At 51.0% G+C, this 12,905-nt stretch carries 11 protein-coding genes and 2 tRNA genes; all 13 read left to right on the top strand.

Annotated elements, in window-relative coordinates:
• The first annotated feature begins 12 nt into the window (after positions 1-12).
• The 13 genes from Kalk_RS04310 (at position 13) to Kalk_RS04250 (ending at position 12,534) form a co-directional block, all read left to right on the top strand.
• Positions 13-585, top strand: a complete 573-nt coding sequence (locus tag Kalk_RS04310; protein ID WP_267892416.1) for a CinA family protein — start codon at positions 13-15, stop codon at positions 583-585.
• A gap of 73 nt (positions 586-658) precedes the next feature.
• Positions 659-1,687, top strand: coding sequence for a recombinase RecA (recA, locus tag Kalk_RS04305; protein ID WP_101893027.1), 1,029 nt, complete (start codon positions 659-661; stop codon positions 1,685-1,687).
• Positions 1,688-1,898: 211 nt separating this feature from the next.
• The gene (gene hemN, locus Kalk_RS04300; RefSeq protein ID WP_101893026.1) at positions 1,899-3,308 is read left to right on the top strand and encodes an oxygen-independent coproporphyrinogen III oxidase; all 1,410 of its coding nucleotides are present in this window, start codon (positions 1,899-1,901) and stop codon (positions 3,306-3,308) included.
• Between the two features lie 79 nt (positions 3,309-3,387).
• On the top strand, positions 3,388-4,149 hold the full coding sequence (fnr, locus tag Kalk_RS04295) for a fumarate/nitrate reduction transcriptional regulator Fnr (RefSeq protein ID WP_101893025.1): 762 nt from the start codon (positions 3,388-3,390) through the stop codon (positions 4,147-4,149).
• Positions 4,150-4,404: 255 nt separating this feature from the next.
• Positions 4,405-5,865, top strand: coding sequence for a flavin-containing monooxygenase (locus Kalk_RS04290; RefSeq protein WP_101893024.1), 1,461 nt, complete (start codon positions 4,405-4,407; stop codon positions 5,863-5,865).
• A gap of 94 nt (positions 5,866-5,959) precedes the next feature.
• Positions 5,960-6,259: a sll1863 family stress response protein gene (locus Kalk_RS04285; protein ID WP_101893023.1), complete on the top strand. Its 300-nt coding sequence runs from the start codon at positions 5,960-5,962 to the stop codon at positions 6,257-6,259.
• 155 nt (positions 6,260-6,414) lie between these two features.
• Complete coding sequence (locus Kalk_RS04280; RefSeq protein ID WP_158643297.1) at positions 6,415-7,161, top strand: acyl-CoA-binding protein; 747 nt, start codon at positions 6,415-6,417, stop codon at positions 7,159-7,161.
• A 6-nt stretch (positions 7,162-7,167) separates the two neighbouring features.
• Positions 7,168-7,638 (top strand): regulatory protein RecX, encoded by a 471-nt coding sequence (locus Kalk_RS04275; protein WP_101893021.1) that lies wholly within the window; start codon positions 7,168-7,170, stop codon positions 7,636-7,638.
• A gap of 132 nt (positions 7,639-7,770) precedes the next feature.
• Complete coding sequence (alaS, locus tag Kalk_RS04270; RefSeq protein ID WP_101893020.1) at positions 7,771-10,368, top strand: alanine--tRNA ligase; 2,598 nt, start codon at positions 7,771-7,773, stop codon at positions 10,366-10,368.
• A gap of 145 nt (positions 10,369-10,513) precedes the next feature.
• Complete coding sequence (locus tag Kalk_RS04265) at positions 10,514-11,749, top strand: aspartate kinase (RefSeq protein WP_101893019.1); 1,236 nt, start codon at positions 10,514-10,516, stop codon at positions 11,747-11,749.
• Positions 11,750-11,900: 151 nt separating this feature from the next.
• Positions 11,901-12,089, top strand: a complete 189-nt coding sequence (csrA, locus tag Kalk_RS04260) for a carbon storage regulator CsrA (protein ID WP_101893018.1) — start codon at positions 11,901-11,903, stop codon at positions 12,087-12,089.
• A gap of 139 nt (positions 12,090-12,228) precedes the next feature.
• Positions 12,229-12,320 (top strand) — tRNA-Ser (locus tag Kalk_RS04255).
• A 137-nt stretch (positions 12,321-12,457) separates the two neighbouring features.
• Positions 12,458-12,534 (top strand) — tRNA-Arg (locus tag Kalk_RS04250).
• Positions 12,535-12,905 lie beyond the last annotated feature (371 nt).

Raw genomic sequence — 12,905 nt, 5'->3', positions numbered from 1 at the left:
CTAGAACTGTCTATGTTGTTGTACAACGATCAAATAATGTTAATAGAGGCCTTGTCTACGCAGCTCGGCACTCTGTTGGCAGATAAACGAAAAAAAATCGTCACTGCGGAGTCCTGCACTGGTGGCTGGGTATCTCAGTCAATCACTCAGGTGGCGGGTAGTTCTGCCTGGTTCGATCGCAGTTACGTTACTTACAGCAATGAAGCCAAGCGTGAAATGCTGGGAGTAAAAATTCGCACCCTCAATAAATATGGTGCGGTGAGCCGTGAGGTGGTGGAGGAGATGGCGCTGGGTGCAGTAAAAAAGTCCGGTGCTGATTTTTCGGTTGCTATCAGTGGCATCGCTGGTCCCGATGGCGGCACCGATGAGAAGCCTGTCGGTACGGTATGGCTGGCCTGGAATATTGCTGGCTCGGTGGATTCATCGTTAACCCTGTTGCCAGGGGCGCGCCGGGATGTGAGGGCTGCGGCGGTCACTTTGGCGTTACAGGGGCTGCTGGTACGCATTCGTTCGTGGTTGTCCGAACAGGCGCAGCCACAGGGCTCAGAAAAAGAATTGCCTGAATCACTTGATGAAACAGAATAATACTGTTTAAATATACAGTAATTGATTGGGTGATCGATATAACACTGCGAATTAACAATGTGAGGAAAGATTGATGGACAACAACAAGAAAAAGGCGCTAGGTGCTGCACTTTCTCAAATCGAGCGTCAGTTCGGTAAAGGTGCTGTAATGCGTATGGGTGATCAGGAGTTGCAAGCTATTCCTGCCATCTCAACCGGTTCCCTCGGCTTGGATATTGCGCTGGGTATTGGTGGCTTGCCTAAAGGCCGTATTGTTGAAATCTTCGGGCCAGAATCTTCCGGTAAAACCACTTTAACCCTCAGTGCAGTGGCGCAGGCACAAAAGCAGGGCTTAACCTGCGCTTTTGTGGATGCAGAGCATGCGTTGGATCCAACCTATGCCCAAAAGCTAGGTGTTAATGTTGATGATCTGTTGGTGTCCCAGCCTGATACTGGTGAGCAGGCGTTGGAAATTACCGACATGCTGGTGCGCTCCAACGCGGTTGATGTCATTGTTGTGGACTCTGTTGCCGCGCTGGTGCCCAGAGCTGAAATCGAAGGTGAAATGGGCGATAGTCATGTGGGGCTGCAGGCTCGCTTGATGTCTCAGGCTCTGCGTAAAATCACCGGTAGCGTCAAACAGGCCAATTGTCTGGTCATTTTTATCAACCAGATTCGTATGAAAATCGGTGTTATGTTCGGCAACCCGGAAACCACCACCGGCGGTAACGCGCTTAAGTTTTATGCCTCTGTGCGCTTGGATATTCGTCGCACCGGTGCAGTGAAACAAGGTGAAGAAGTGGTGGGTAACGAAACCCGAGTCAAAGTTGTGAAAAATAAGGTGGCCCCACCGTTTAAGCAGGCCGAGTTCCAGATCCTCTATGGCTCTGGCATCTACCACATGGGAGAGGTGCTGGATCTGGGGGTAGCCTGTGGCTTGGTGGATAAATCTGGTGCCTGGTATGCGTATCAGGGCAACAAAATTGGTCAGGGTAAAGCCAATGCGTCCAAGTTTCTGGAGGATAACCTCGATGTGGCTAACACAATCGAACAGGAGATCCGTAACCAGATGTTGAGCGTTAAGCCACCGGTTAAGGAAGCCGAGGCTCTGGAAGAAGCCTGATTTTTGCTCATAAAGACTTCCTGCAAGGCTTTATACAAAACCGACAGATGCTTTTCTGTCGGTTTTTTTATGTTTTATCAGTAAGTTGCACGTCCAGATCGTGCCGACAAGGGCATGTTTGACGTGGGTCAAGGCTCTGTTTTGCTTTAAATGGATAATTCACCCAATACAACAAAAGAATTTGGTTTCGTATTGGTGATGGGAACTATATATGCATTTGGTCAAACAACAGTCCGACGCTGACTCGCTGTGGGACAGTGAGTTTATCAGGCAGCATGACGTCGCTGGTCCTCGCTATACTTCCTATCCGACGGCTCTGCAATTTCACGAAGAGTTCACCGAACAGGATTATCTGAGCGCGGTGGGTCGCAGTAACGCCTCACGTATGCCGTTGTCTCTTTATATTCATTTACCTTTCTGTGCTTCCCTTTGCTATTACTGCGCCTGTAATAAAGTAATCACGCAAAATGAAGAGAAGAAGCGCCGTTATCTGGATGCGTTGATTAAAGAAATCCGTATTAAATCACGGAACTTTGAGCAAGGGCGGCCTGTGTATCAGATGCATTGGGGCGGTGGTACGCCCACTTATTTTAATGATGCAGAACTGACTGAGTTATGGTTTGAGATAGGGCGTCATTTTCATTTGGTCGATTCAGAGAGGGGTGAGTACTCAATAGAAATTGACCCTCGTACCATTGATGCCGACAAATTGGGGTTATTGAAAGGCTTAGGGTTCAATCGGATCAGTCTGGGTATTCAGGATTTTAATGAAAAAGTTCAGGAGGCCATCAACCGGGTGCAATCCTATGAGCAAATAGAAGAGTTGATGCTGGCTGCTCGAAATTATCAGTATCGGTCGGTGAATTTTGATCTCATTTACGGCCTGCCATATCAGACGGTTGAATCGGTTCGGGAAACCATCGATAAAGTTGTGCACCTGTCACCTGATCGAATATCGCTTTTCAATTACGCGCACTTGCCGGAGCGTTTCAAGTCGCAAGGGTTGCTGCCAGAAGAGGCTCTGCCTCCTGCCGAGGAGAAGCTGCAGATTTTGTGTGCGGCATCGAATCAGTTATCTGCGGCTGGGTACGTGTATATCGGTATGGATCACTTTGCGAAGCCCAGTGATGAGCTAGCGCAAGCTCAGGCCAATGGCACGCTGCATCGTAATTTTCAGGGCTATACCACCTACAAAGATGCAGATCTGGTGGGGTTGGGTGTGTCGTCCATAAGCCTGATCAATAACGTTTACTGCCAGAACACCAAATCTATAACGGAATATCAGGCGTGTATGGATGACGAGGTTGTGCCGGTTACTGCCGGGGTCGTGCTCAGCACCGATGATGAAATCCGCCGTGCAGTCATTATGTCTCTGTTATGTCAGAACTGGCTTGTTCCCACGCAGATTGAGGAACAGTTCAATATCAACTTTTCATCGCATTTTTCGAGTGAAATCAATCAATTGAATTTGTATGTCGAGGAGGGCTTACTGGCCCGCAGCGGGAATAACTATCACGTCACCCCAAAGGGGCGCTTGGTTGTGCGCAAGATCTGCATGATTTTTGATACGTATCTTCCTCAACATATGAAATCGGGGCGTCGTTTCTCAAGAGTTCTATAGTCCGCTTAACCGTGTTAACATCGCCGCATATTAGATAAATGAGATTTACACCTCTCGGCAGGTCAGCACGGAAAAGCCTATGTCCTCAGAACATGATTGCAAGAGCCGGGTTCCCACCCGAAATATTAACGTGTCCTGTACGGACTGTAGCCTTAATCCGATCTGTCTTCCTGTGGCAGTGAATGACAATCAGCTCGAAGAGCTGGATAACATCATCAAGCGCAGCAAGCCTCTTAAAAAAGGTGAGCATTTGTTCCGCGCCAGCGATCCGTTTGCGTCCATTTACGCGGTACGCAGTGGCACGATTAAAACTTATTCTGTCACCGAAGATGGGGAAGAGCAGGTTACGGGTTTCTATTTGCCCGGAGAGGTGCTGGGTATCGATGGTATCAGTACTAACATCCATTCCAACTCTGCCAAAGCTCTTGAAACGGCCGCAGTATGTGAGATTCCTTTCGAAAAGCTCGAAGTGTTATCCGCCCAGATTCCAACTTTGCAGCGCCACTTTTTCCAGTTGATGAGCAGGGAAATTCAGGCTGACCAGCAATTGATCATGCTGCTCAGCAAAAAGAGCGCTGAAGAGCGAATCGCTTCTTTGCTGTTGAGTATTTCTACTCGGCATACCAAGCGTGGATTGTCAGCGTCGGGCTTCCGTCTGCCGATGTCACGTAATGACATTGGTAACTTTCTTGGCTTGGCAGTAGAAACGGTGTCCCGTGTATTCACGCGCTTGCAGAAGCAAGGGATCATCCATGTGGATGGTAAGGAAGTAGAAGTGCTGGATATGCAGGGGTTGTGTCATATGTCTAATGGCTCCGAATCCAGCGCCAAGACGGCCTGATCTCTGTTGTAACTCCAGACCTACAAAGGCGCATAGATATGCGCCTTTTTTAATGGGGTAGTGAGCCGACCGAAAGCAGGAGGCGGTGGTTGCCGATCATCTTGGCTGAAAATATCAGTTTTTGGTCAGTTCGGTCAGTGACAGTTACCATTGATATGGTGTCTTATGGTTAACTCGAGTGCTTTAGTTGTTCCGCTTGGTAGCGTTGGTGATGCCTGATTAGAGCACAGAATTATAACGATCAGAGAGTATTGTATGACTACAGAGTACGTGGATGTATTAATTATTGGCGCCGGTCTGTCCGGTGTTGGTGCTGCTTGCCACCTGCAAAAGAAGGTGCCCAATAAAACCTACGCCATTCTCGAGGGCCGTCAGGCCATCGGTGGAACCTGGGATCTGTTCCGCTATCCTGGTATACGCTCTGATTCTGATATGTACACGCTGGGCTACAACTTTAAACCCTGGACCAACCCAAAAGCCATTGCCGATGGTCCGGACATTCGCGCCTATATTCAGGAAGCGGCCCGTGAGAACGGAATCGAAAAGAACATTCGCTTCGGGCACAAAAGCCTCAAGGCTTCCTGGTGTACCGATAAAGCGCGCTGGACAGTAGATGTTCAGCGTACCGATACTGGAGACGTGTTTCAGATTGAATGCGGTTTCTTGCTGGGCTGTACGGGTTATTACAACTACGACGCTGGTTTTACACCTGAATTCAAAGGCCGTGATCGCTTTAAGGGGCAGATTATCCATCCGCAACATTGGCCTGAGAACCTCGACTATAGCGGCAAGCGGGTTGTGGTGATCGGCAGTGGCGCCACCGCCGTGACCTTGATTCCGTCTATGGCCGAAACCGCTGAGCATGTGGTGATGTTGCAGCGTTCGCCCAGCTATGTAGCGTCGGTGCCGTTGAAAGATAAGCTGTCGAACAAGTTGCGTCGTTATCTGCCTGAGAAGTTGGTTTATCGCATGGCTCGAACCCGTAACGTGGGTTTCCAGATGTTCTTTTTCAAACTGGCTCGAGCCAAACCCAAAGCCATTCGTCGCTTATTGTTATCTCAGGTGCGTCGGCAGGTGGGTGAAAACTTCGATATGAAGCACTTTTCACCCAAGTACAATCCGTGGGATGAGCGCCTCTGTGCTGTGCCCAATGGTGACTTATTTAAATCGATTCGTAACGGCAAGGCCTCGGTGGTGACGGATTTGATCGACACCTTTACTGAGAAAGGCATTTTGCTGCAATCGGGGCAAGAGCTGGAGGCGGATATCATCATCACCGCCACCGGGCTTGATCTGCAATTGCTCGGTGGGATGGCGTTGGAGCTGGATGGTCAGCCTTTTACGATGTCGCAGACCATGAACTACAAAGGCTTTATGTTTAAGGATGTGCCTAACTTCGGCATGGTATTTGGTTATACCAACGCCAGTTGGACGCTGAAGGCGGATATCACCATTGAATACCTGTGTCGCTTGCTCAAATTGATGGATAAGAAGAAGATGAAGCAGGTCACGCCGCGCTTGACTGATAGCAGTGTGCACGAAGAGCCGTTTTTGGATTTTCAGTCAGGTTATGTGCAGCGTGCTCTAGCGCACCTTCCTCGTCAGGGCAACAAGGCACCGTGGAAGCTGCATCAGAACTATGCATTGGATTTGGCGATGTTGCGATACGGTGATCTGGATGATGGTGTGATCACCTTTTCCAACCCGGCGGCGTAATGATGGTGTAATTGAAATACTTGCTTGATATGTATCAATACCTGGGTTGTTGGCATCTGCCAAAGTCTGACCATAACAATTGGAGGCACGCATTATGAGCAAGCACGAATATACTGAAAAGTTGAAAAAGCAGTTGGCCGAATGGGAAGTGGATATCGAGCGTCTTGAAACAAAGCTCGATCAGGCGTCGGATGAATACAAGGTTAAGCTGGATGAAACCTTGGCCGAGCTGAAAAGCAAGCGTGCTGAGATCAAGCAAAAGTTCGACAAGCTGGAAGATGCAGCGGAGGAGGCCTGGGAAGACGTCAAGGAAGGTTTGGAGTTGGCTTGGGATTCTCTCAAGTTGGGCTTTCTTTCCGCCAAGTCCGAGTTTATGGATAAAGAAAAAGACTAGTCTTTATCCATTCATGGAAAATCAAGAAGCTCTTTGCAGAAGCCCCTTTCGAGGGGCTTTTTCATTCTTATCAATTTTGTGTAGCATAGCGACCATCGCCGATCGTAGCTAAGGTCGGAAGCCCTCCTCATCACAACGATTACGAGAGAAATAACATGGGAAAGTTAACTGACATGGTAGTGGAAGACTTGTCTTTGGCAGAGAAAGTGAAGATCAATCTGCGTAAGGTGGGCCTGGCTGGTGTCGGATTAGCCAGTATCGTGGATTCGGAGCGCACGCGTCTGTATCGGCAGATCGTGGATATGGGTGAGCCCCTTGGCGGTTCCGATACAGTGGTGGGGCGCATTAGCTTGCTAGGTACGGGCACCATCAACCTGCTGGTGGAGGAATCCCTCAGGGTATTTGATGAGTTGGTAGAAGAGGGTGAGCAGGCTTTGAACCGCACAGATCCACCAGCCCTCGCCGCCGCGAAACCGGCTCCGGCCCGTATCGTTCAAAGCCGGCCCGTCGCCAAAACCAGGGCGCCCGCAAGTCAGGCGCTCAAATCTGTGCCCAAGCAGCCTGCTAAGCCGCAGCAGCAAAAGGTCGCAGCTCGAAAGCCGGTAAAGGCAACCGAAAAGCAGTCGCCAGTCAGCCTTAGCCCAGAGCTGACAGCGCGATTGGCTCGGGCCTGTGAGCAAGCTGCCGGACTGTCGCTGGATGATCAGCAGCAGCTTGAAGTGAACGCGTTGACCCTGCAGGTGCAGCAAGGTGATGTGAGCGGTCGTCGCCCTGCCAAAAGCAAGCCCCAGGCCCTGGCAGAATTCGATGCCCGTCGTCAGCTCAAAGGTATGAAGGTAGAGGCAGCGCTGAGCCGCCTGGAAGCCTTGATCAAACGATTGACCCCTGAAACGGTCGCATAAGCAGAGATGGAAGCCCAGCAGGAGATTCGGGAGAAGGTGATGCAACTGCTGGCGCGGCGTGAATACAGCGCGCGCGAACTGAGCGTTAAGTTGTCCGCCAAGTACGATCCCGAACTGGTGGAGCAGGTACTGATGCAGATGGCAGAGCGGGGGTTGCAGAGTGATGCCCGTTTTGCCGTGAATTTGGTGCGAGGCCGTATCAATCAGGGGCACGGTCTCATTCGCATTCAGTCAGAGCTTAAGCAGAAAGGGATCGACCAGGATACAATCCAGCAGGCGCTGGAAGCCAACCCGGTCGATTGGTTCGAGCAGGCAGTTGCTACCTGTCAGCGCCGCTTTGGCATTAAGCGCGACACGGACATCAAAACCCGAGCCAAGCAGATGCGGTTCCTTCAGTATCGCGGATTCACCCTTGATCAGATCAATCATGCGTTGAAATTTGATCCGGCGGATCAGTATGACCCTTACGACCCCTGAGCCCCTAAATTACATCCACCCTAGATGCAATAGTCCCAATAGATGGTAAACTTCGCCTTTTGCTGATTGCGCCCTGTTCGGGCCAATCGCCCCCTAAACTTACCGAATCAGCGAGTTCAGATAGCCACTGCTATGAAAACCTCAGAAATCCGCAAAGCATTCCTCGAATATTTTCAGTCTCAAGGCCACGAAGTGGTTGCCAGCAGCACTCTGGTGCCAGGTAACGATCCAACCCTGCTGTTCACCAATGCGGGCATGGTTCAATTCAAGGACGTGTTTCTGGGGCGCGATCAGCGTGGTTACAGCCGTGCTACCTCATCTCAGCGCTGTGTGCGTGCTGGCGGTAAGCATAACGATCTGGAAAACGTGGGCTACACCGCCCGTCACCATACCTTTTTCGAAATGTTGGGTAACTTCAGTTTTGGCGACTACTTCAAGCCCGAAGCCATCCGTTTCGCATGGCAGTTTCTGACCGAGACCCTGGGCCTGCCCAAAGAAAAGTTGTGGGTGACCGTCTACCACGAGGACCAAGAGGCAGAAGACATCTGGCTGAAGGAAATGGGCGTCGATCCACAGCGTTTCTCGCGCCTGGGGGCGGACAGCAATTTCTGGCAGATGGGTGACACTGGCCCCTGCGGCCCCTGCACCGAAATCTTCTACGATCACGGCGCCGATGTGTGGGGTGGGCCTCCAGGCAGCCCTGAAGAAGATGGCGATCGTTACATCGAAATATGGAACCTGGTGTTCATGCAGTACGACCGACAGCCAGATGGTGAGCTGCAACCGCTGCCCAAGCCTTCCGTGGATACCGGCATGGGCCTGGAGCGTATTGCGGCGGTCATGCAAGGCGTGCACAGCAACTACGAAATTGATCTATTTACCAACCTGCTAAAGGCCACTGCCAATATTGTGGGTACCCAGGATCTCGACAATAAATCCTTACGGGTAATCGCCGATCACATTCGTTCCTGCTCATTCCTGATTACCGATGGCGTGATGCCGTCTAACGAAGGGCGCGGTTACGTGTTGCGTCGTATTCTGCGTCGAGCCATTCGTCATGGTAATCAGCTGGGGATGAAAGATTTGTTCTTCCACCGGCTGGTAGCCCCCTTGGTTGCCGAGATGGGGGATGCCTACCCGGAGCTTAAGCAAAGCCAGGCTCAGGTAGAGAAAGTACTAAAGCTCGAAGAAGAGCAGTTCGCCAAGACTCTCGAGCAGGGCCTGCGCATTCTGGAGCAGGATCTGGAAACCTTACAGGGCACCCAGATTCCCGGTGATGTGGTGTTCAAGCTCTACGACACCTATGGTTTCCCTGCGGATTTGACCGCCGATATCGCCCGTGAGCGTGAACTCACCATTGATGAAGCCGGTTTCGAGAAAGAGATGGAGCAACAGAAAAAGCGCTCCAAAGAGGCTGGCAAGTTCAAGGCCAACTACCACGACGGTCTGGAAGTCACCAGTGCCAGCGAGTTCTGTGGTTATGACGACATTGCGGGTGAATCCAGTGTAGTGGAGCTGTTCGTAGAAGGGCAGTCGGTCGCTGCAATCACAGCCGGGCAGCAGGCCGTGATCGTTCTTAACAATACCCCATTCTATGCCGAGTCCGGTGGGCAGGTCGGCGATGTTGGTTTTATCCGAAGCTCGGACGCTACGTTTGACGTGACCGATACCACCAAAGAGCGTGATGCCCACCTGCATCATGGCGTATTGGCCAGTGGAGAGCTGAAAGTAGGTGACAGCGTCACCGCCACAATCGACAACACCCGCCGTCAAGCCATCCGTCTTAACCACTCCGCCACTCACCTGATGCACGCCGCTCTGCGCAAGGTGCTGGGGGAGCACGTGGCTCAGAAAGGCTCCATGGTGACAGCCGATCGCCTGCGTTTTGACTTTGCCCATCTGGAAGCCATGAAACCGCAAGAGATCAAAGAGGTGGAACGTCTGGTAAACGAACAGATTCGAGCCAACACCCCGGTCACCACCGAGCTTATGGCCATTGAGGTCGCCAAGGCCAAAGGCGCAATGGCCCTGTTTGGTGAGAAATATGACGATGAAGTGCGCGTGCTCTCCATGGGGGAGGATAACTTCTCTATTGAACTCTGTGGTGGTACCCACGCCCGTCGTACCGGTGATATCGGACTGTTTCGTATTATCTCAGAAGGTGGCGTTGCCGCCGGTGTGCGCAGGATCGAAGCTGTAACCGGTGCCGGAGCCATGGCTTGGGTGGATGAGTCGGACGCCGTGCTGAATAAAATTGGTGCCCTGGTAAAAGGCTCCCGTGACACCAGTCTGGACAAGGTTCAGCAGATTCTGGATCGGGTAAAAACCCTTGAGAAAGAACTGGAAAAGCAAAAAGCCAAACTGGCCAGTAGCGCCGGTGATGACCTGCTGCAGCAGGCCAAAGAACTGGCAGGTGTTAAAGTGCTGAGTGCCGTAGTGGAAGGGGTCGACGGAAAATCCCTGCGCGACATGGTGGACAAGCTCAAAGACAAAATGGGCTCAGGCATCATCGTATTAGGAGCCGGTGGAGACAAAGCCAGTCTGGTGGCTGGCGTGACCAAAGATCTCACCAGCAAGGTGAAGGCAGGGGATCTGGTGAATTACGTGGCGCAACAGCTGGGCGGCAAAGGTGGCGGTCGCCCGGATCTGGCAATGGCTGGGGGTCCAGATGTGGATAAATTGCCAGCCGCAATTGCTAGTGTGGAAAGCTGGTTGACTGATAAACTCTAAAGGCGAATGAAATATGGCCTTTTTGTACTTTTGTCCTACAACAAAAGGTATACAATACAGGCCTTTAGTTTCATTTGCAGAACGGTTATCTTTCCTGCCTGTAATGCTGAACCTATACCTTTAATCCTATCTAAGAATTATTGCAATGGCGCTAATTGTTCAAAAATACGGCGGTACATCGGTAGGCACCATAGAGCGTATTCGCAATGTTGCCAAACGCGTAGAGCGTTTTCGTGATGAAGGCCATGACGTTGTCGTCGTGGTGTCCGCCATGAGCGGAGAAACCAATCGTCTTCTGGCGTTGGCAAACGATATGACCCCCCAGCCCTCTGCGCGGGAGCTGGATGTGTTGGTGACTACTGGTGAGCAGGTTACCATCGCATTGTTGAGCATGGCCTTGCAAAGTGACGGCTACGATGCTCGTTCTTACACCGGCGCTCAAGTACGAATCCTGACCGATGATGCCCATGGCAAAGCCCGTATCCAGGAAATCGATGCCAAGCGTATCCGTGATGACCTGGCGAAGGGTCGAATAGTCGTTGTGGCGGGCTTTCAGGGTGTCGATGGTGAGGGTAATATCACCACTCTGGGTCGAGGTGGCTCTGACACGACCGGAGTCGCTTTGGCGGCTGCGCTGAAGGCTGATGAATGCCAGATCTATACCGATGTCGATGGCGTATACACTACCGATCCACGCGTAGTGAGTAGTGCCCGCAGGCTCAGCCAGATTACCTTCGAGGAAATGCTGGAGATGGCCAGTCAGGGCTCAAAAGTGCTGCAAATTCGCTCAGTTGAGTTCGCTGGCAAATACAATGTACCTCTCCGCGTGCTGTCCAGTTTTGAAGATGGCCCCGGAACCCTAATTACAGTAGATCAAGAGGATCCCATGGAACAACCTGTCATCTCGGGAATAGCGTTTAACCGCGACGAAGCCAAAATCATAGTTCGTGGCGTTCCGGATATCCCCGGTGCAGCGTATCGCATCCTGGGGCCAGTGGGTGAGGCCAACATCGAAGTCGATATGATTGTGCAGAACGTGGGAGCGGACAAGACAACCGATTTCACCTTCACCGTGCACAAAAACGAAATGGAAAAGGCCACCAATGTACTGAAGAATATCGCTTCAGAGATTGGAGCCAAGGAAGTTCAGTCAGATGCTTCCATCGCCAAAGTATCCATGGTGGGTGTAGGGATGCGTTCCCATGCCGGAGTGGCGAGCAACATGTTTAAAGTTCTGGCACAAGAAAGCATCAATATCCAAATGATTTCCACATCTGAAATCAAGATATCGGTGATCATCGAAGAGAAGTACCTGGAACTGGCCGTGCGGGCCCTACACAGTGGTTTTGAGCTGGATAAAGAACCGTTCGAAGCCAAGTAAACTTGACCTTTAACCGAAATAAATCTATCTGCTGCCCTACCAAAATGGGAAACCTGGTCAATAATTAGATTAGGTTTGTGCTTTATAAATATGGGCGTATTTGGGCTGGTTGGCTGGGATGCCCCGGGAGCAGTAGTAACAGGAGAAGGATATGTTAATTTTGACTCGCCGTGTCGGCGAAACGTTGATGATCGGTGATGAAGTCACTGTGACCGTGCTGGGAGTGAAGGGCAACCAGGTGCGTATTGGTGTTAATGCGCCAAAGGAAGTGGCCGTTCATCGTGAAGAGATATACCAACGCATTCAGCGGGAAAAAACCTCAGACCATAACGAACTGTAATGGGCTGATCGGTAATGGAAAAGCGATGCTGGCCATCGCTTTTTTTGCTTTTATGGACTACGAATAATTAATTCCATCTAAATCAGCGATTTGGGCTAGGAATTTTTAACAAAGACGAGTATTATCTCGCGCACGTTTCGGAGAGGTGGCCGAGAGGCTGAAGGCGCTCCCCTGCTAAGGGAGTATACGGTTTATCCCGTATCGAGGGTTCGAATCCCTCCTTCTCCGCCATTTTTCAGGGTTATCCAGAGGTTTAGGGTGGCCAAGCAACTGAAAAGATGTTGATCACGTAATTGCTTGAAAGTTGATTAGAAAATTATCATTTTTGATTGACATGAAAGGCTGGATACGTAGAATGCATCACCCACGCGCCCGTAGCTCAGCTGGATAGAGTACCTGGCTACGAACCAGGCGGTCGCACGTTCGAATCGTGCCGGGCGCGCCATATTGAGAAAGGGGTTACGTTTTACGTAACCCCTTTTTTTATCTTCGAAATTCCCTCCGTTTGCTTTCTACTCTGTTTCAGTTTGAACATAACCCACCTGCTGCTGTGCTTGCTTCCAGCCTGGGACTGGCCGGTCACAAATTGCGGTCAAAACGTCCGTGCAGCCATTGATTTTTACTGCGTACATGAGCCACCAATCGTGATACTTAAATAGCCAGTTTATAGGCGCTAATGGGCGGTTTTTCCGGCTCTTTTTGCCATCTTCAGGTTGCTATGGGTAGGTATAACCGGTAAATTTGCGCAGCTTGTGCGTTCGGGGTTCCGAGGGTTTTTTGCGCGTCTGAAAAGACGTTCATTATTGGGAAGCCCCC

Origin of the sequence: Ketobacter alkanivorans (assembly GCF_002863865.1) — a bacterium.
Lineage (GTDB): Bacteria > Pseudomonadota > Gammaproteobacteria > Pseudomonadales > Ketobacteraceae > Ketobacter > Ketobacter alkanivorans.
The sequence above is the reverse complement of the archived record's forward strand: the minus strand, read 5'-3'. Positions and strand labels throughout refer to the sequence as shown.